The sequence below is a fragment of the Parasynechococcus sp. genome (assembly GCF_045559935.1).
GTDB lineage: Bacteria > Cyanobacteriota > Cyanobacteriia > PCC-6307 > Cyanobiaceae > Parasynechococcus.
In genome coordinates this window covers 33,200-51,941 of sequence record NZ_JBJLJL010000001.1, presented here as the reverse complement: position 1 = coordinate 51,941, position 18,742 = coordinate 33,200, and the positions used below count along the sequence as shown (strand labels likewise).

Sequence of the window (18,742 nt, the reverse complement as noted above, 5' to 3'; positions counted from 1 at the left end):
TTGTCATGGTGAGGCTGCGTTGATCCCGTGAAGGACGTGCCCGTTGTGCCGCGTCGGCGTCGCCTCTGGATGGCCCTCGCCGCCCTGGCGTTCGCGTTGACGCTGCAGATCGGCTTCTGGCGTGCCGCCGCGACGCCGGAACCCGCACCACCGGCCGTGGACTGGGGAAGACCAGTGGCACCAGCGGCTTCGCCACCGCTGCGTCAGCCAACGCTGCCTCCGCTGCAGCTGGGTGCCTACATCACCAATGTCAACGACATTGATCTGCTCAATGACCAGTTCTCCATCGAGCTGCTGCTCTGGACCATCTGGCAGGGGGATCCGGATCAGAACCCCAGCGATCAGCTGCGCATCCTCAACGGCGTCTACAACGGCGACACCCAGCGGTTCGAGCGCATCCGCCGCGATCAGATCAACGGCAGCAGCTGGAGTCTCTACACCGTGCGCTCGCCGGTGGTGAAGCGTTGGCGGCTGCAGCGTTACCCCTTCGATGACCAGCTGCTGCATGTGCAGATCGGTCTGGAGGATCCGTTGCAGCCGGTCAACCTGGACGTGGTGCCCACCGATCCCAGCACGGTCAGCCCCGGGCTGATCTTGCCGGGCTGGATTCTCAAGCCCCCCAACGGCTATGCCTCCAGCATCAGCCTGATGAGTGATCTGGGCAGGCCCATGGCCGAGGTAGGGGCCGTTCGGCGTCAGCCCACGGTGTCCTTTGATCTGCCGATCCAGCGCCGCAGCCTGCTGTTCGTGGCGCCGGATTTTCTGGGCTACATGCTGGCCGTCGGCCTCTGCTGCATGAGCCTGCTGATCACCCGCAGCCGGGACGATCTGATCCTGGCGGCCGTGGTCTCCGCCGGAGGCAACTATGTGTTCATCGCTGGCCAGTTGCCGGTGACGGCGATGACCGGATTCATCGGCACGCTGCAGCTGATCATCTTTCTGGGAATCCTGTACGTGGTGGCGGCGGATGAATTGATCGACAACCAGCTCAGCCTGGTGAATGCCCGCTTTGCGCGGGTGTTGAAGGTGTTCCTGCTGCCCAGTTACGTGGGGATGACCCTGCTGGGAATCTGGTGGATCATTCCATGACCTCCGCAGCATCTCCTCAGCCCCGCCCCCCCGAGGTGGCCAATGGCTTCTGGACGCTGTTGACCTCGGCGATCACCATCGTGATCGTGCTGGTGGGCACGCTGCAGATTGAGCCGCGTCTGAGTGAGCGGCGCCTCAGGATTGATGAGCGTTACATCCTCACCTCCGAGGAGGTGGCGGCGCTGCCGCCTGAGACGCTGGCGGTGGTGCTGGATCGCTCGCCGGGTCAGGACCAGACCGGTTTCAGGTACCGGCTTCTGCAGCTGGTGCTGGAGCGCAGTGGTCGCCCCTTCGCTCTCGGGCTCAGCGAGCAGATCCAAAGCCAGGATGAAGCTGTCGCAGCCCTCCAGCAGGGGGCTGGGTCCTCACGCAATCCCTTCGCCATCAGCGTTGGTGTGTACGGGGCCGGGCTGGAGCTGAACCGGCGCCTGCGGGAGATTCCCATCCCCGTGACCGGCGGAATTCTTGGCCTGAGAGTCGGATGGAGCCACCGAAGCCAGCACGAACGGCTGGCTTCGGTGGGTTCCGTTGAAGACCTGCGCAGCGTTGTGCTGCTGCAGGGGCTGGGCTGGAGTGATGTGGAGATCTTCGATGCATCCGGGCTGCGCACCTTCACCGCCCGATCCGAGGATCTGTTCCGTCTTGTGGACAACCGCCGCGTGCAGCTGTTTCCGCGCGGCATTGATGAACTCGAGCGTGAAGCGACGATCGTGGCTTCCACCGCTGCGGGCACCGACCTCGATCCGAATCTGCTGATCACCTATCCCTTCGCCGGTTTCTTCTATGTCAGCCCTGACAATCAGTCGCTGGCGGATGCGATTCAGCTCGGTTTTGAGCGGGCGATCGCGGATGGTTCTTATCAGCAGTTGCTGGAGGAGCTGATCCTCACCCCTTGGCTGCGTCGCCATCTCGCCCTGGCGGACCGTCGCGTGATTGCCCTCCCCAATCCAGTGGCAGCGGATGTTCTGGCTGATGTGGATCCTCGCCACTGGATCGTTCCCTGGACTGATCTGCTGCAGGGGCGGATTCGCACTGGGGCTCAGTTCTGCACGGAGCAACGCCTGCAGGTGCTCTGCCCCTGACAGCTGTTGCTGGAGCAGCGAGAGGGTGTGTATCCGCCTGAACGACACAGCGGTTGACGTTTCCCTTATAAAGGTCTTGTAGCAACAGCTACCAACAACGTTCACCTCACTCCTGTGAGGCGCAGATCAACCAGGCCAAGGAACGGGGACCTGGATTTCTGAGGAACCACAGATGACCCTGACCTATCGCGGCCAGAAGTACGACCAGCAGACCGTTGCTGTCGCTCCTAACAAGCCTGCTCTGAAGTATCGCGGCGTTTCCTACGCCAAGTGATCAAGGGCTAATCACAGCGCACCCCCTGCCTTTGGTAGGGGGTTTTTTATGGCAGAAGCAGGAAAGGTCTGCGCGATTGGGACGCGGGCGCATAAGTACAAATACTTATTAGAAATGCATATGGCCGGATGGTCTCTGTTGAAACAGAAGGATGAATCAGGGCTGCTAAGGATGCCAAATAATCATCTTATTTCTTGCAAGCGGGATGGCGACTTCTATCGTTATCGCCTTCCTGTTGCTGATGAGTTTTTATGTTATTTATGCCGCGGTCAGAAGGCAGTACGTCATCAGAAAAAGGCAGCGGCGGTTGTTCCGCAGCAATCTTTATCAATGGCGTAAAGAGATGAAGGACAGTGTCCATTATCGCAAATATCGAGACAGAGGATAGGCAAGAGACTCAAGCAGTAAAGGGTTGATGGCTGGCACCTTCCTTCAGCGGCGAAAGGTCAAGGCAGCAACGATCGATGGCGTGTGTGCCGACAGCTGGAAAGAAGAAGCATTGAAGGCATTGGCTGTGTCCTCAAATCACAGCAGGGTTCTGAAGGAAATCCGTTGAGCTTCCTTCATCTGGAGCGTGTTGGTCCATAATCATTTCGGAAGAACTGCGTGAAGGTGGACTTCCAGACTGGGCTCGCTGAGGTTGACGGTGCTGGACACACCGTCGACTGAGAGCCCTCATGGGAGAACCCTCCCAGCGAGGTCAGTGACGTTCTGGACGTCTTTTCATGGAAGTGTTGGGTGGATCGGTGCAGTGGATCTGAGGCTTGCTCCTCATCGTCTTCTTTTGGTAGAGCCCCTGAAAAGCACCATCATCAAGGTTCGGATGCAATGGCTTTCGATTGATTGTTTGGATGGGTCATGCTTAAAGCTGTTATTTGGCTGGTTGATTGTGAGGCACTTGCCTCAGGCAGGTCTTCTATCACCGTTCTTATTCCGGACGAATCAGGGCACATCACCCGATCGGGGGATTGATGCAAAGCCTGCATTCCCCCACTTGGTGGGATCAGCGCGTCCACGGGCACGGGCTGGCATATCGCCGCAGCTCGGCGTGGCCGCTGGCGACCATTGACTGCTGGACGTTCGCCCCGTTGATGAACAGCTCGGCCACGGTCCTGCCATATCGGTCAGTCGTAATGCGGCGAATGCCCACCTTCTGGCTCATGAGCATTCCGTTGAGGTGATACTTCGCCGCCATGGCTGGAGCTGGCTTGGCGTTCTCCCCCTTCAGCTCTGGGGTGTCGATGCAAGCCAGCCTGACCTTTTCGCCTGTGGTCGTGGTGCAGGTATCGCCGTCGTAGCAGCTCTTGATGGTGACGGTGGGTAGGGCCGCGACGGGAGCTGAAGCCCCCAGCAGCATCACGGACATAAGTCCGATCGCAGTGGATCGAAAGCGCATCAGAACAGCTCCCTGTTTCAGATGTATCCATAACAACTGACGAACTCGCGTAGATTGTAAAGACTTTATTCGTATTTTCCATGCGCTACCTAATCCAGTGGACTTGCCCCGATGCAGGTTCATCGCCGGAACTGAACCAAGGCTTTAAGGACTACCTCACAGGTGGGAAAGCCATGGACGAGTTCGAAGGTTTCAAAATTCTGGCTCGCTTGATCATGCCGCAAAACGGCACCGGCGCTTTTATCGCAGAGGCTGAAAGCCTTGCCCACGTCTATAAACACACTGGGCCTTGGACCCGAGCTTTCAAGATTTCGGTGCAAATAACACCCGGACTTTCTGATGAAGAATGGGTGCAATCAGAGACAGACCTTTTTGGTTGATTCAAGGTTAAGGATAAGGATTTGTTCAGATACACACCCCCCAAAAAAAATGGGGGGTAAGTATGGTTCCTGTTTTTTGTGGTCTAGTCGGCACCCATCTGTAGGTCCGTACCACCACCCACTGCGCATTTGCGGTCGCTGAGTCGGGCTTGAACTGAACGACCTCCTGCTGATCTTCAATTCGCCAGCCATCTCTCGTCGCCGGGCTTCTACGGGGGGTCATGCGTAGCAAGATCCTTGCTCGGCAGATCAATTAGCGGTCATTGCGGTCGCTGTTCCAACCCTTCGGATCAAGGCGTTTCAAGAGACTTTCTTGCCTTCTACGAAACTGCTCCCTTCCTGTCAGCACAGGCCAACGCTCAAGCCGCAAAGCTCTACGGAATGATCTGAGGCAGCGACGCATACGGGACATACGAATGTTCTACACAGACCACTGAGCGAAATGTGACCTCACAGGACAAAGCCACATGAGCGAATCCGTCGGCGTCAACCCTTGCTCCCATCTGGTTAGAGCCTCACCCCCAGGTGCCAACCCACAAGCCTGTCCGCGCTTCTTGGGTCAGCAGCGGGGTCATCCAGTCCGTCATCAGCTCAGCCACAGCAGGCGTTCCTAGGTCTTAGGTACCGCCAGACAGCCACCGCTTGAAGGTGTCAGGGTCATTAGCTCTCAATGCAGTGACCAGCTCTCCAAGCAGGAGCAAGGCAATACGGGTTTCTTGGGGCATGGGACAGACGTAGCTGTCTGAAGTATTCCCCGCTCGGCTCAGGCGCCGAAGTTGTAGAGCAATTCCTTCCATTTTTGCAAATGAATTCCAATGGATTGCGAGAATCTCAAGTAGCGCAAGCCAAGCAGGACATTTTCTTTTAGCCATCTCAGTGAATCTCACCAAGTACAAAGCGATCAGAATGAGACAGCTTGGAGTGACAAAGGCAATCCATGGACTACAGCGGTCGCGAGGCCCAAAACAAGCTGTGAAAAATTCCCAAAAAAGGGCGACTTAGGCATTGATCGACCTTCCTAACACATGTAGATTAAATAGCCGAGAGACAGCGGACGTTGAAAGCTGGATATGCACCACCACTCATTCTATTGGCTATAGCCGCTTGTTTTTACATGGCCGACGTCAACAAGAGCTTCACAACAGACAAGTCATCCTCAAAGATTCAAAAAAACAAGACATCACTGATCAAAAAAGACTGGAACAAAATCAATCAATGCATCGCGCGTTCTGCCAAGCAACTAAATGATGAAGCGATGAAAACATATCGACTGATTAATTGGGACACAATCACCCCCGAGCAGAGCGAAGAGCGCCGAAAGCTATTATCAGAATTAAACGTTGAAAAGCTTGATCGAGACAAAGAGTGCAGAGAAAAGGGGTCCTTCTAAAGCCTGTACATCGTTATGCGCTTATGCCAAGCAACCCTGATCGCAAGGCGACGAAGCGTGCGACATGATTGCAAACCAAATCGACGGATTCCGAGAAGTTATCTTCACGAAAATGTGCTCAGAATCAATCAAGGTATTTACACCTTCCTGTCTGCAGTACATAGTGGGTGAACCCAATGAAATAGACTAAGGATCATGAGCGGCCTGATTGCATTTTCTACAGGCATGTGTGCCATCGCACTGGGTTCAATTGCTTTGTCATTGAGACCCATAGCCGAGTCAGCCCGCAGTTTCAATTACTGCGTAGAGGAACGAATTTCATACTGGACAAAGCAAGACGATGAACAAGTAGAGCGACCCTGGACACGATCAAACCAGGTCGCCTTTTGCAATGGCAAAGTTTACAAGCTTCGCATCACCAATCTCAATTCCAATAAAACCAAGGAGTAGAGAATTGCTGGACTGTCCCAATCGGCCGTTTCGGCATCGACAGTCATAATGATAGCCGATCACTCATCATCAGCATTCAGCTTCTCGAGCCAATCGATCTTTCGTGATTGCATGAAAACCTTTGCCGTATCTATCATCCCGCATTCTGAAATAGCCAACCTTTCTTTCGATCGCTTCAAATTCAGAGACCTCTTCGGCATAAATCGCATTCGAACGCTTCAGGCATTTCTCACTGAAAAGCAGGGTTTGATCATCTAATTGATTTGGAACTACAACGTCAGAGGTGCTATCAGCAGGAGCAACACCCGGCTCACTGAGTCTAGGTTCTCTGGCCTCCCCCATCAAAAAGAATGCTGCAGCAGCCAAAAGCAATAACGGGACTAAAAACGGAGATTTCAGGCCCACAGTCGCTGGGCAGCCACGCACTTGTTCCAAGTATGCAGGGGCCCCTGCTTTGTCCTTGCGGGTCTTGTATTGCTTTCAGCTTCTCTGCTGTGGCATCAGACTTCCCCAGGTCTTCCACTCCGCCCACAGGCCATCGCTTGAAGGTGTCAGGGTCATTAGCTCTCAATGCAGTGAGCAGCTCACCCACTAGTACCAGTGCAATAAGGGTTTCTTGGGTCATGGGCTAGACGTGACTGCCTTAAGTGTTCCCCCGTGGACGGAGTGGAGAGATACTATTCCTGTTGTCGTTGTTACTAATTCTCTAACTCTTGCCTGTTTCTTCTTTGAAGGTACAGTCCATCTAGATGCAAAGGAACGAGATGAAAACATTGCAGAGAATCTCTAACGTTGTTGCCTTCCCTGCCTTCTTCTTAGGTTCTGTCTCGGTCAGCATCTATCTCACCATCAACCTGTTCTTGAAGTTTGGTTGGTTGCTCTGCTTCTCCTTTGTCGCCTTTCTTTCCATAACTACGCTGCTCTATTGCGGTAAAAGAGCTGACACTTAAGGGCTTAAGTGGCTAGCTACCGACAGCGAATTCTTGAAGCTGCCAGGGTCATTGGCTCGCAATTCAGTGACCAGCTCATCCATCAGGAAAAAGCAGCGCAAAGAAAAACCCAGTTGCAGGAGGAAGTCCTCACCACAACGGGGTTTTGTTGATAAGCCGATGACCTGACTTGAACAGGCGACCCACGCTTTACGAAAGCGTTGCTCTACCAGCTGAGCTACATCGGCGGACAATTCAATTTAACATTGGCACTTGAAGCGTGTAATGGCCTTGACCGACGAGCGGCCTACGGGAAAAGTTCTGGACCCGGAGTTGCGGGAGCGGTTGATCCGGGAATCACAGACCCCCTGGCGTGGGCTCCGGCGTGCCCTCTGGTTCGCTCTCTTCGCCTCGGCCGGGCTCGGGCTCTTCACCATGCTCTTCCGTCTCTCCGCCGGCAGTGCTGTCGAGCTCGGAGATGTCGGCATCCAGGGCGGGGCCCTGGTCCTCTTCGCCTCCCTGCTCTGGTTCGACCGCAGCCGCTCCAGGGACTGACTCTGGTTCTGGTTCGGGCTCTGGAGTTGGTTCGGGGGCCGGTTGAGTTGTGGGCTCGGGTGTGGGTTTCGGTGCCGCTTCCGGCCAGTCCAATGGGGCCAACTGCAGCAGCTGCAGTCCGAAGCTGCTGCGCTCGCTGTTGAGTTGCTCAGCTGAGTACGCAGCCGTTTCACCCGCCCCCGTCAGCAGCAACAGCACGGCCTGAACAAGTTGCTGCAGTTGCCAGACGATCGTCGCCAGCAACGGCATGCTCAGCAGCAGGCAGAGCAATCGGGAGCTGCCGTTCAGCGGCGAGAACTCGCTGATCAGCCCCGCGGAGTCATCCAGCCACCACAGCAGCGGCAGCAGCAGCACGGCCGCTGCGATCAGGGGCACGGAGGATGCAGCCCCGCCCTGGCGGGCGCTCAGGGTCTGCTGATCCGGCGTGCGGCCACGGGTTGGGACGCGAACCAGCAGCAGGGATCCCCAGTCCGCCGGCTGACGCCAGAGGGCCACCGCCGGGGCAAGCACCGCGACGCCCCAGGTGAGCAGACGCTCCACCGACGGCACCGGGCCTGGATCCGCTCCCGCCAGCAGCAGACGGATCAGCAACAGCTCCAGGGGGATCACGCCGAGGGCGAGACACTGAAGCCAAAGCAGGGGCTCGCGGCGGGAACGCACGGCAGAGGGGAGCGTCAGGTGCTGAGTTTGCGGCGCTGGGTGACCATCTTGAAGGCTGAGATCCGGTCGCCGTCCTCCCAGTTGGCGAAGCGATCGCAACCGATTCCGCATTCGAAGCCGGTTGCCACCTCCTTGACGTCGTCCTTGTTGCGACGCAGCGAGTCGAGGTCTCCTTCGAAGACGATCTCCTTGCCGCGATGCACCCGCACCTTGCAGTTGCGCTGCAGCTTGCCGTTGGTGACGTAGCAGCCGGCCACCGCGCTCTTGCCGATGGTGAACACTGCGCGCACCTCGGCTTCGCCGAGATCCTCCTCCACCAGCTCAGGATCCAGCAGACCTTCCATGGCCAGCTGGATGTCCTCCAGCAATTTGTAGATGACGTCGTAATCACGAACATCCACGCCGGAGGCGTCCGCCGCTTTCTTGGCACCGGAGGCCATCGAGGTGTTGAAGCCCACGATCACCGCACCGGAAGCCGCTGCCAGGTCAACGTCCGTTTCGGTGACCTCACCCGGAGCAGAGAGCAGCACCCGCACCTGAACCTCAGCTTTGGGCAGCTGTTCCAGGGAACCGAGGATCGCCTCGACACTGCCCTGGACATCGGCCTTGAGGATCAGATTGAGCTCCTTGAGCTCGCCCTCGGTGGCCTGTCCAGACATCGCCGTGAGCGACACACGGCGGGACGCCATCTGCTGTGCCAGGCGGGTGGCACGGGCATCGGAGGCGCGATCGCCGACCACAGCACGCGCCGACTTCTCATCCGCGTAGACCTCGAACTCGTCGCCGGCGGTCGGCACTTCGCTGAAGCCAAGCGCCTCAACGGCATACGAAGGACCGGCCTCCTTCATGCGCTGGCCGCCGTCGTCGACCATGGCCCGCACCTTGCCCAGCACCGGGCCGGCCGCCAACACATCGCCGGTCCGCAGGGTGCCGTTCTGCACCAGCAGCGTGGCGACAGGGCCCTTGGCCTTGTCCAGGTGCGCCTCGATCACGGTGCCGCGAGCCATCCGTTCCGGATTGGCCTGCAGGTCTTCAACTTCCGTGACCAGCAGGATCATCTCCAGCAGCTTGTCGATGTTGTCGCCCTTGATGGCGCTCACCGGCACCATCACCACATCACCGCCCCACTCTTCAGCGAGCAGGTTCTGTTCGGAGAGCTCCTGCTTCACCCGATCGGGAGACGCCCCTTCCTTGTCGATCTTGTTGATCGCCACCACGATCGGCACCTCGGCGGCGCGGGCGTGGCTGATGGCTTCCAGGGTCTGGGGGCGGACGCCGTCATCGGCTGCCACCACCAGAACAGCCACGTCGGTCACCTTCGTGCCACGGGCACGCATGGCGGTGAAGGCTTCGTGGCCGGGCGTGTCCAGGAAGGTGAGCTTCCGGGATTCGTTCTGGTGCTCGACCTCCACCTGGTAGGCACCGATGTGCTGGGTGATGCCGCCGGCCTCGCCCGCCGCCACCCGTGCCTTGCGGATCGCATCGAGCAGGCTGGTCTTGCCGTGGTCGACATGACCCATCACCGTGACCACCGGTGGGCGACGGATCAGGTGAGCGAGGTCGTCGTCCTCGATCATCTCCACCGTCTTCTTGGCGGCTTCCTCAACGTCGTCCTGGAGCACAGGCACGCCGAATTCCTCGGCCACCGTCTCGATCGTCGGCATGTCCAGGGTCTGGGTGACCGTGGCGATGATTCCTTTGAAGAAGAGGGATTTGATGATCTCCGAGCTCTCGACACTGAGCATGTCGGCGAGTTCCTGAACCGTGAGGTTGTCCTCCGGAACGATCAACATCTCCGGCCGCACCTGCTTGGCTTCGCGGGCGGCGCGAAGCTCCATCGCCCGGCGGCGCTGCCGCTGACGGGTGGTTTCCTTCTTGCGCTTCCGCATCGCCGCCATCGGCTTCGGTGCGGTTCGCTGATGGACCTTCGGCTTGGCGGGGCGGGCGAGGCTCGCGGAGAGCACCATCGCCTGCTGTTCTCCGGCGAAGCCACCGGTTTCCGCGGTCAGGGCATCATCGTTCTCGCCGATGATGTGCACCTTCTGGCGCTGTTTCTGAGGCGAACGGCTGCGCAGGGCCTCCAGCTTGGCGCTGTCGTCCCAGTCGGGCCGACCCGGTCGACGCTGACCGGGAGCTGCTCCGGGACGGAGTCCCGGACGGCGTGGCGCCGTGGGAGGTGTCGGCCGCGCCACCGGTGGGGTGGCCTGTTCGCCATCACCGGTTTTGGTCGGGGCGTCTGGACGCCGTGGCGGCGGTGTTGTCGGGCGACCATTCGGCTTCTGGAGCTGCATGAGCTCGCCGGGTGCCACAGGCTTTCGCATGCCACCCGGCATCCCCGGACGGATGGGAGGTGCCGGTCGGCCGGGGCCGCCGGCGCCGCGAGGACCGCCTGCGGTACTGCTGCCGTCACGGCGGATGGGCTTACCGACGAGTTCGAGGGTGCTGCCACCGCTGCGTGCCGGCGCTCCGGGGCGACTGGGGGCTCCCCCCGGTCGGGTGGGACGTGCTGGGGCACTGCCACTGGGGCGGCCAGGGCTGCCGGGCCGCTGGGGCGCTCCGGTTCCCGGTCGCTGGGGCATGGTGGGGCGCTGGCTGCCGGTTCCTGGCCCGCTACCGGCAGGACCTGCTGCACGGCGGGGCTGCGGTTTGCCCACCAGTTCCGGGCGGGGGGTCGGCCGGGAGGGCATGCCCGCCTTGGCGGGGGCACCGGGTTTGGCCGGTGCGCCGGGCCGCGGTGGAGCCCCCGGTCGGCTGGGGCTGCCGGGCCGCGCAACGATCTGAGGTTTCTGGCCCGGAGCTGGCGCCGGTCGGCCGGGGGTGGCTGCGGGGCGTGGTGCGGGCTTGGCGGCAGTCGGTTTCGGAGATGTCGGCTTCGGAGCTGTGGGAGTCGCCGCAGCCGGCCTGGCCGGAGCCTGGGCTGGTTTGGCCGGTGCCGGTTTGGCGGCGGCAGGGCGAGCCGGTGCGGGTGGCGAGGTCGGTCGCGGTGGCGGTGCTGCTGCCGCTGGCTTGGCCGCCTTGGCGGGGGGCACCACCTCGGGCTTGCTCACCACCTGAGGGCGCGCCGGTGCTGCCGGTTTGGCGGCGGCAGGACGGCTCGGAGCCGGTCGTGCCGGGGTGGCCGGTGCTTCCGGCTTGGCACCGACCGGTTTGGTTGGTGTTGGTGGTCGTGACGGCGGGGCGGACGCACGGGCCGCTGAGGGTGCCGCTGGCTGTGCCACCGGAGCCGGCTTGCTCGCCAGCTGCGGCTTGGCTGGGGCCGGCTTGGCCGCTGATGCCACGTCCTGGGCCGGAGCCTGGGCGGGTTTGGCCGCTGCCGGTTTGGCGGGCGGAGCCGCTTTCTTGACCGAGAGAATCGCCTTGCCACCGGAGGGTTTCGCAGCAGCCGCCGACTTCGTCGGTGCTGCCGATTTCCCTGATCCCGCAGCGCCGTTTTTCAGCAGGTTGCGGATCTTTCCGGCTTCGTCATCACTGATCGAGCTGCTGTGGCTCTTGGCTGCGATCGAGAGCTTCTCAGCCGCATCCAGCACGTCCTTGTTCTCAAGGCCGAGGTCCTTGGACAGCTCATAAATTCTGACTTTGCCGCTGCTGGTCATTCAGTTGGAATCTCCTGTCGGGCCGGGCACGGAATGCCACGGTGGCCACACGCATGGCGGGGCCAATGGTCAGTTTGCCTCAGCGGATACACCAGTCCCGGGACTGAACCGCTCCTGCAGCACCGTGATCACCGCATCAGGCACCTGACAACGCAGGGCTTTCTGCAGTCGCTTGCGACGGCGTGCTTCCTCCAGACAGTCCTCCGTGGGACACAGGTAGGCCGAGCGACCCATGCCTGTGTCGAGAAGGACCCCATCCCTGTGGTCACGGACCACCCGCCAGAGTTGGCGGCGGTCCAGAAGCTGCCGGCAGGCCACGCAGCGACGCAGGATGGGACGCTCGTTCACCGGACGGCCTCACTCTCGGTCTCGGGGTCCTCGGCGGGGCTGTCCTGCATCGGGACCTCCTCGTCCGTCGGCATCGCGTCCTCCGCTGAAGGCTCCTCCTGCGCATACTCCTGCTGAGGAAGTTCCTCCTGAGGGAGTTCGTCCTGTGGAAACTCCTCGACGTAGTCCTCCTCGTCCTCCGGAAGCGGATACAGCTCTCGCAGACGTGCATCCTCTTCAGCGCGGGCAGCCTGTTCCGCCGCCAGTCGTTCCTCGGCCTCCTGCTGAAGGGCCTCCTCCTGTTCCCGCTGCGTGATCAGCTCGGCCACCGTGGCGTCTTCGGTTTCCTGGTCGTATTCCGTGGAATTCTTGATGTCGATCTTCCACCCTGTCAGGCGTGCCGCCAGTCGGACGTTCTGCCCTTCCCGGCCGATGGCCAGACTGAGCTGATCGGGGGGCACCAGCACGTGGGCGTGCTGACCGACGGGATCCACCAGCCGCACCATCTCAACCCGAGCAGGGCTCAGGGAGTTGGCGATGTACTGGCCCGGATCATGGGACCAGCGGATGACATCGATCTTCTCGCCGCGCAGCTCGTTCACCACCTGCTGAATCCTGGATCCGCGGGCACCGATGCAGGCCCCGACGGGATCCACCTCCCGCTCGATGCTGTCGACAGCCACTTTGGTGCGGGGGCCAACGGAGCGTGATGGCGGGTTGGCTTCCCTGGCCACGGCCACGATGCGGACGGATCCTTCCTGAATCTCCGGCACCTCGTTCTCGAACAGATACACCACCAGACCGGCATTGGAGCGGCTGACGAACAATTGCGGGCCGCGGCGGGGCACCTCGCTCACTTCCTTGAGGAACACCTTGAAGGTGGCGTTGGCGCGGTAGTTGTCGTTCGGGAGCTGATCGCGGCGGGGCAATTCGGCCTCCACCTCAGGGCGGCCCAGGCCTGAGCTCACCGCCATGATCACGGACTGCCGCTCGAAGCGGATCACCCGTGCCGTGAGCACCGGGTCTTCCAGATCCGCGAACTCCTCCTGGATCATGCGGCGCTGTTGATCGCGCAACTTCTGAGCCAGCACCTGCTTGGTGGTGGCGGCGGCCATGCGGCCGAAGTCGTCTTTCTCCGGAGTGACATCCAGCACCACGGTGTCACCCACCTGGGCATCGTCGGCCACCTGCATCACCTCGGCCAGGGCGATCTGGTGGTCTTCGCTTTCCACCTCGTCGACGATGATCTTGCTGGCCAGCACCCGGTAGCCCTCTTCTTCGAGGTCGAGGCCCACATCGAAATTGCTGAAGTACTCCTCTTCGAAGGGGTCTTCACTGATGCCCAGATAAAGCGTGCGTCGGTAGCGCTCGTAGCCCTTGAGCAGGGCTTCCCGCAGAGCGGCCTCCACCACCTGTGGCGGCAGCTTCTTCTCGTCGCTGATGTCGTCGATCAGGTTGCTGAGTCCGGGGAGAAGAACGAGAGCCATCGAAGAGGGTGAGGAAGACGGAAGGAGGGGGTCAGGCGCTTGGAGAGGTGAGTCGGACGCCGATCACCCGATCGCGGGAGATCCGTTTGATCCGTCCGCGGATATTGATCTGGAGCTCGTCATCGCTGCGCTCGAGAAGCAGACCATCCAGGCGCTGTTCGGAGTCGTCCTTGTCGCGGTGGATCACCTCCACGGGGAAGCCGCGGAAGGTCTGGAAGTCGCGATCTTCGATCAGCTGATCTCCGATACCGGGACTGCTGATCTCCAGAACATACGCCTCGGTGAGCAAGGTCGACGTCTCGAGGGCGTCTCCGAGGACTCCGCTGAATCCGGCGCAATCATCAAGACTGACGTCTGTTCCAGTGCTGTGACGGATCTGCACCTCCAGCGTCATGGGGCTCATGTGGGTGAGCATCTGAATCCCGCACAGCTCAAAACCTTGTGCTGCAGCGACCGATGAGGCCAGCGTCTCGAGATCGGGTAGAAGCGGGTGCGGCAAGGCGTTGATGGGTCAGGCGCAGGCCCGACGTGCATTCAGTTGTGACCTGGCTCCCGAAGGAGTTGCCCGCCGGACACCTCTTCAATGTATCCGACGACCCTCCGAACGTCAGCTCTTGGTCAAATCGATGCTCGGGGCATCGGGGAAGGCATCTCCCATTTGTTCAACCCCCCTGAGATCGGAGTCCTGGTTGATGCACTGACGTTGTTGATCAGGGGTTTTCAGGTACTGGCAGACCCGGCTCCAAAGCTTGCTGCGGGTTCCCTTCGGACCGTTGCTGAACTGCACGGAGTCCAGCGCTCCGCCATTGGATTCAATCGTCACCTGGCAGAGAGGGCAGCGAAGGATCTCAGGGGAGGCGGTCACAATTCGGGTGAGAACGACGTCGGGACACTAATCAGGGGCCTGTCTGCTGTGCTGGATGATCAGTCACAACCCTGGACGGAAATCCGGTAGCTGAATCCCGTGGCTGTCGGGTCGTCGTTAGCGCCGATCCGGAAGTTCACCTGGCTGATGCTCTTGCCTGCCACCTGTTGATAGGGGCCGAACATTCGGCCGGTTCCCACGGGGGGCTTGAGTTGTTCATCGGCCACCTTGAGGTTGCTGCCGTCGCTGAATTTGAGGAAGGCTTGGATGGGATAGCTGCTGGGATCGCTGGAGTCGGCCGTGAAAAACAGCTTGAAACTTCCATAGGGCCGATCCACCACAAAATCGGTGTTCCAGTTGGTGCGACCCACGGCTTTGCCAATCAGGCCCTTGGGACGCTCCACCTTCTTTTTCACGATCGTTTCCCCACCGCCAACCGGTTGGAGAAACGTGCAGGCCGCCTCTGCACCGGCGGGAGTCAGCACCACCGATGCAGCGAGGCTGAGCAGGGAGATCAAACGAGGCATGGATCGCTTCAGTGGGTTGGTTGGGGGGTGAGTGGCGGCCCTGACTCAAATCGCTCCAGCAGCACCTGAACAGGAATCTGGGTGCCGAAGCGGCAGGCGTTGGTTTCGCTGGTGGCGAGGCTGCCGTGTTCCCAGAACTTGTTGCTGCCGTTGCCGCCGCCACAGAGGCCGAAGTACTCACAGCCTTTGTGGCAGGTCTCCACACCGCGGGTCATGTCCTCCAGCAGGCGCTGGAACTGGGCTGTCTGCGTGGACTCCACCAGGGAAAGCTCACGGAGGTTGCCCAGGTTGAAGGTGCCGTAGCGGTCGCTGGCGACCGAGAGCAGTTCCGGGTCAAAGGTGGAGAAGTTGCCCTGCCAGTCGACGCTGAGGATCGAGAACGGACGGTTGAGCTCGTTCTGCGTCATGCGCTGGTTGCCCTGAATCAGGGTGATCACCTGATCGAACTCCCTCAGAACCACCGGGTAGCCGTCCTGTTCACTCAGGCGCCAGAAGGCCCGCAGGAAATCGCGGTACTTGGCTTCCATGGCCACACCCTGCATGGAGGAGGAGGTGTTGATCCCTTCCTGTTCCTCCACGTTGAAGCCGACATCATTGATGCCGTTGTCGCGGAAGAAGCGGTACATCCGCTCCGGCTGTTCCATCGCATCGGCGGTCACCACGGAAATGCAGTGGAAGGGCACCTCATTGCGATGCAACGCCTCAATGCCTTTCATCGCCATGGCGTGGGAGCCGCGACCGTTGCGGAAGCGCCGATGGGAATCGTGGATGTCCTCCGGCCCATCCACGCTGATGCCCACCACGATGCGGTTGCGGCGGAAGCAGTCGCACCAGGCGTCGTTGATCAGGGTGGCGTTGGTCTGAACGTGCTGGGTGAACTCCAGCTCCTCGGCACCGTGCTCCTTCAAGCTGCGCTGAAGGATCGCTGTGGCCTGGTCGTACCAGCTCGTCGGCAGGGTGAGAGGCTCGCCCGCATGCCACACCAGAGAGAACTCAGGGCCGGCATACGGACTTTCCAGAATGCGACGCACCAGAAGCGGCAGCAGATCCAGGTCAAAGACCCGTTTCTTCTGCCGATCGGGCAGGTAGCAGTAGGAGCAGTCGAGATTGCAGAGCGATGTGGACTGAACCACTACGAGGCCGATGGGCCCGAACCGGCTGAGGTCGGGCCCTGCTTCCGTTGTACTGATCACCAGTTGACGAAGCCGCCGCCACCGTTCTTCCAGCCGCCGCCGCCATTGCGCCAGCCACCGTGGTAGCCGCCATTACCCCAGGTGTTGCGACTGTTGCCCCAATTGTTGCCGCCCTTGCCGTTCTTCCACTTACCGGATCCACGGCTGTTGCTGAACTTGTGGCCGCCACCGTTGCCCCATTTGCTCTTGGCGACGAGTTCACCCTCGACGTCGGAGGGATTTAGCAGGTTGCTCCAGTCGCCGGACCTGGCTGCCTCGATGCGTGACTCGAGGCTGCTCTGCACCTGATCAGGAGTGTTGTAGGTCGAGCTGGCCTCAGCGGTCTGGCAGAGGATGGCGCTGGAGGCGAGCAGGGCCTGAAAAGCGAGCAGGGAGCGTTTCATGACAGAAGAAAAGTGGATGGATGAAGGAGTTGGGTGTTGGTTCAGCTGCCGGGGTCAACCGAAGTGGAGATTTCGGCTGTGGTGCTGAGAATCAGGCCGTACAACGATTTGATCGCTTGCTGGGTGAGGCCGACGTTGCTGTCGGGTCCGATCCAGCGGTCGATCATTCGACGGGTGCCTGCGTCTCCGTCCATGTAGGCCTGCATCATCTGGCCGATTGCCACGTTGGTGGAAGACAGCAGCTTGCCGCTCTTCTGATTCACGATGCAGCCGATGCCGGATCGTGCATAGGGGCGGAAAGGAAGCAGAGCGCTCTCGTTCGGGCTGCTGTTGGCAGCAAGCCACAGGGTCCCGCCACCGAGGATTGGAACTTCACCTTTGTTGTAGGCATCGAGTGCCTCATCAGGTCTCTTGAAGGTTTTGAGCGTCACGCCTGGAGCCACGCTTTTCAGCACATTCGCCGCAGGGGTGTCTTGCACCACTCCAACGGTCTGTCCCTTCAGCGAGTCCGGTGTCCCATCGACGGTGGTGTCGAAGGCCGTGAGAAGTCGTGTGCCCCCGATGGCGAAGGGCAGGCTGTAGCTCAACTGGGTTGCTCGACCCCAGGTGAAGGCCACACCGCAGGCGATGTCAGCTTTGCCGCTGATCACCGCACCGACGCCGTCCTTCACCGAGGAGGCCACGCGATAGCTGACGTTGCGTCTCCTGGCCTGGATCCGGATCTGCTCGAGGATGTCCACGCCGAGCCCTTCGTAACCGCCGTCGGTCTTCCGGTAGAGGGGGTTGACCTCCTCGAAGATCACAGCTTTGAGCGTTGTGCTCTCCGCTTTCGCTGTTGGCGAGAAGGCCAAGGGAGCAACCATCGCGAGCATGGCCGCCGCTGGTGCCAGGGCCGTAAAAGCGCGCATGCAGACACATCGACTGAATTCTTCTTTAGCGAGAGTCGCTGCATCTGGCAGTCATCCGGACGCCGGCTTGACGATTCACGCTCGATTTGGATCAACGTCACCCCGTCGCGAACTCGGATAGAACACCCCACAGTGATGGGCCTCGTTTCCTGAGCTCCTTGATGCGGCAGGTTCTGACTTTCCTTCTGGCTGTCGTGCCGTTCCTGTGGATGGCGCCTCAAGCTCCGGCCCTCGAGCACAGCTTTGTGGCCCGAGCTGTGGAGAGGGTTGCTCCTGCGGTGGTTCGGATCGACACCGAACGCGCCGTGGAGCGGCAGCCCTTTGATCCAACCCTGATCGACCCGTTGCTGCGGGATCTGCTCGGCGACCCGCCGCTCGGTCAGGAGCGGGAGCGGGGTCAGGGCTCCGGGGTGGTGATCGATCCCGATGGACTCGTGCTCACCAACGCTCATGTCGTGGAGCGTGTCGACACGGTGAGCGTCACCCTGGCCGATGGGCGGCAGCTGGATGGTCAGGTGGTGGGCACCGATTCCGTCACCGATCTGGCTCTGGTCCGGCTGCAGGGGCATGACCTGCCCCCGAAGGCTCCCCTGGGTGATTCGGAAATCATGCAGGTCGGTGACTGGGCGATTGCGCTCGGGACCCCGTTCGGTCTTGAACGCACGGTGACCCTTGGCATCGTCAGCAGTCTTCACCGCAACATCAACAGCCTTGGTTTCGCCGATAAGCGACTGGATCTGGTTCAGACCGATGCCGCGATCAACCCCGGCAACTCCGGGGGCCCGCTGGTGAATGGGGAGGGAGACGTGATCGGTATCAACACCCTGGTCCGCTCAGGCCCGGGTGCCGGGCTCGGCTTTGCGATCCCGATCAACCTGGCCCGCCGTGTTGCCGATCAGCTCGAGCAGCAGGGCGAGGTTGTTCATCCCTACATCGGTTTGCAGCTGGTGGCTCTCACGCCACGCATGGCCAGGGATCACAACCGCGATCCCAATGCCCTGGTGCAGCTGCCTGAACGCAGTGGCGCCCTGGTGCAGAGCGTGATGCCCGATGGCCCGTCGGATCGGGCCGGGCTGCGTCGCGGCGATCTGGTCATCGCCGTCGACGATCGGCCGGTACCGGATCCTCAGGCGCTGCTCGAGGTGGTTGATGCGGCCAGCCTGGGCACACCCCTGCCTTTGAAGCTGCTGCGTAACGGCCGGGAGCTCACCTTGTCTGTCAAGCCAGCGCCGCTGTCGGAACTCGCCTGAAACC

Annotated in this window: 19 protein-coding genes, 1 tRNA gene and 1 pseudogene; 8 read left to right on the top strand and 13 right to left on the bottom strand. The window is 60.7% G+C overall.

Annotated features, from left to right (window positions below; translation table 11 throughout):
• The first annotated feature begins 27 nt into the window (after positions 1-27).
• The 4 genes from ACJ0G7_RS00270 to ACJ0G7_RS00255 all read left to right on the top strand — a co-directional run bounded on the left by ACJ0G7_RS00270 (position 28) and on the right by ACJ0G7_RS00255 (position 2,833).
• Positions 28-1,089, top strand: a complete 1,062-nt coding sequence (locus tag ACJ0G7_RS00270; protein WP_407394658.1) for a hypothetical protein — start codon at positions 28-30, stop codon at positions 1,087-1,089.
• Positions 1,086-2,171: a hypothetical protein gene (locus tag ACJ0G7_RS00265; protein WP_407394657.1), complete on the top strand. Its 1,086-nt coding sequence runs from the start codon at positions 1,086-1,088 to the stop codon at positions 2,169-2,171. Before ACJ0G7_RS00270 ends, ACJ0G7_RS00265 begins: the two co-directional genes overlap by 4 nt.
• Before the next feature lie 172 nt (positions 2,172-2,343).
• Positions 2,344-2,445, top strand: a complete 102-nt coding sequence (locus tag ACJ0G7_RS00260; RefSeq protein WP_071839666.1) for a DUF4278 domain-containing protein — start codon at positions 2,344-2,346, stop codon at positions 2,443-2,445.
• Positions 2,446-2,650: 205 nt separating this feature from the next.
• Positions 2,651-2,833 carry a hypothetical protein gene (locus tag ACJ0G7_RS00255; protein ID WP_156957104.1) on the top strand — a complete coding sequence of 61 codons (183 nt, stop codon included), beginning with the start codon at positions 2,651-2,653 and terminating at the stop codon, positions 2,831-2,833.
• A 615-nt stretch (positions 2,834-3,448) separates the two neighbouring features.
• Here ACJ0G7_RS00255 and ACJ0G7_RS00250 read toward each other — a convergent pair.
• The gene (locus ACJ0G7_RS00250; RefSeq protein WP_407394655.1) at positions 3,449-3,811 is read right to left on the bottom strand and encodes a thermonuclease family protein; all 363 of its coding nucleotides are present in this window, start codon (positions 3,809-3,811) and stop codon (positions 3,449-3,451) included.
• A 110-nt stretch (positions 3,812-3,921) separates the two neighbouring features.
• Here ACJ0G7_RS00250 and ACJ0G7_RS00245 point away from each other — a divergent pair, with 110 nt between their 5' ends.
• Together ACJ0G7_RS00245 and ACJ0G7_RS00240 are read left to right on the top strand one after the other, a co-directional pair.
• Positions 3,922-4,221: a DUF3303 domain-containing protein gene (locus ACJ0G7_RS00245; protein ID WP_052378176.1), complete on the top strand. Its 300-nt coding sequence runs from the start codon at positions 3,922-3,924 to the stop codon at positions 4,219-4,221.
• A 1,114-nt stretch (positions 4,222-5,335) separates the two neighbouring features.
• On the top strand, positions 5,336-5,611 hold the full coding sequence (locus ACJ0G7_RS00240) for a hypothetical protein (RefSeq protein WP_156957102.1): 276 nt from the start codon (positions 5,336-5,338) through the stop codon (positions 5,609-5,611).
• Positions 5,612-6,130: 519 nt separating this feature from the next.
• Here ACJ0G7_RS00240 and ACJ0G7_RS00235 read toward each other — a convergent pair.
• Positions 6,131-6,496 carry a hypothetical protein gene (locus ACJ0G7_RS00235; protein WP_407394653.1) on the bottom strand — a complete coding sequence of 122 codons (366 nt, stop codon included), beginning with the start codon at positions 6,494-6,496 and terminating at the stop codon, positions 6,131-6,133.
• A 669-nt stretch (positions 6,497-7,165) separates the two neighbouring features.
• Positions 7,166-7,238, bottom strand: a tRNA-Thr gene (locus tag ACJ0G7_RS00230).
• A 37-nt stretch (positions 7,239-7,275) separates the two neighbouring features.
• Between ACJ0G7_RS00230 and ACJ0G7_RS00225 the strand changes: the two genes are divergently transcribed.
• Positions 7,276-7,545 carry a DUF3493 domain-containing protein gene (locus tag ACJ0G7_RS00225; RefSeq protein ID WP_156957248.1) on the top strand — a complete coding sequence of 90 codons (270 nt, stop codon included), beginning with the start codon at positions 7,276-7,278 and terminating at the stop codon, positions 7,543-7,545.
• Between the two features lie 105 nt (positions 7,546-7,650).
• On the opposite strand, the pseudogene ACJ0G7_RS00220 reads toward ACJ0G7_RS00225, so the two are convergent.
• The 10 genes and pseudogenes from ACJ0G7_RS00220 to grrP all read right to left on the bottom strand — a co-directional run.
• Positions 7,651-8,316: pseudogene (locus ACJ0G7_RS00220) on the bottom strand (low-complexity tail membrane protein); the annotation flags it as partial.
• The gene (gene infB, locus ACJ0G7_RS00215) at positions 8,220-11,798 is read right to left on the bottom strand and encodes a translation initiation factor IF-2 (protein ID WP_407394651.1); all 3,579 of its coding nucleotides are present in this window, start codon (positions 11,796-11,798) and stop codon (positions 8,220-8,222) included. The pseudogene ACJ0G7_RS00220 and the gene infB, both read right to left, overlap by 97 nt.
• A 69-nt stretch (positions 11,799-11,867) precedes the next feature.
• Positions 11,868-12,146 carry a YlxR family protein gene (locus ACJ0G7_RS00210; protein WP_043692418.1) on the bottom strand — a complete coding sequence of 93 codons (279 nt, stop codon included), beginning with the start codon at positions 12,144-12,146 and terminating at the stop codon, positions 11,868-11,870.
• Complete coding sequence (gene nusA, locus ACJ0G7_RS00205; RefSeq protein ID WP_407394648.1) at positions 12,143-13,612, bottom strand: transcription termination factor NusA; 1,470 nt, start codon at positions 13,610-13,612, stop codon at positions 12,143-12,145. Before nusA ends, ACJ0G7_RS00210 begins: the two co-directional genes overlap by 4 nt.
• A 31-nt stretch (positions 13,613-13,643) precedes the next feature.
• The gene (gene rimP, locus ACJ0G7_RS00200) at positions 13,644-14,111 is read right to left on the bottom strand and encodes a ribosome maturation factor RimP (protein WP_043692411.1); all 468 of its coding nucleotides are present in this window, start codon (positions 14,109-14,111) and stop codon (positions 13,644-13,646) included.
• 108 nt (positions 14,112-14,219) lie between these two features.
• Positions 14,220-14,477: a hypothetical protein gene (locus tag ACJ0G7_RS00195; protein WP_407394646.1), complete on the bottom strand. Its 258-nt coding sequence runs from the start codon at positions 14,475-14,477 to the stop codon at positions 14,220-14,222.
• A gap of 59 nt (positions 14,478-14,536) precedes the next feature.
• Positions 14,537-15,004, bottom strand: coding sequence for a hypothetical protein (locus ACJ0G7_RS00190; RefSeq protein WP_043692401.1), 468 nt, complete (start codon positions 15,002-15,004; stop codon positions 14,537-14,539).
• A gap of 8 nt (positions 15,005-15,012) precedes the next feature.
• Complete coding sequence (gene grrM, locus ACJ0G7_RS00185; RefSeq protein ID WP_371257657.1) at positions 15,013-16,197, bottom strand: cyclophane-forming radical SAM/SPASM peptide maturase GrrM/OscB; 1,185 nt, start codon at positions 16,195-16,197, stop codon at positions 15,013-15,015.
• Positions 16,194-16,580 (bottom strand): GrrA/OscA1 family cyclophane-containing rSAM-modified RiPP, encoded by a 387-nt coding sequence (gene grrA / locus ACJ0G7_RS00180; RefSeq protein WP_407394643.1) that lies wholly within the window; start codon positions 16,578-16,580, stop codon positions 16,194-16,196. The genes grrM and grrA overlap by 4 nt, the downstream gene beginning before the upstream one ends.
• A gap of 41 nt (positions 16,581-16,621) precedes the next feature.
• Positions 16,622-17,488: an extracellular substrate binding-like orphan protein GrrP gene (gene grrP / locus ACJ0G7_RS00175; protein WP_407394641.1), complete on the bottom strand. Its 867-nt coding sequence runs from the start codon at positions 17,486-17,488 to the stop codon at positions 16,622-16,624.
• A 161-nt stretch (positions 17,489-17,649) separates the two neighbouring features.
• Here grrP and ACJ0G7_RS00170 point away from each other — a divergent pair, with 161 nt between their 5' ends.
• On the top strand, positions 17,650-18,738 hold the full coding sequence (locus ACJ0G7_RS00170; RefSeq protein WP_407394639.1) for a trypsin-like peptidase domain-containing protein: 1,089 nt from the start codon (positions 17,650-17,652) through the stop codon (positions 18,736-18,738).
• Positions 18,739-18,742 lie beyond the last annotated feature (4 nt).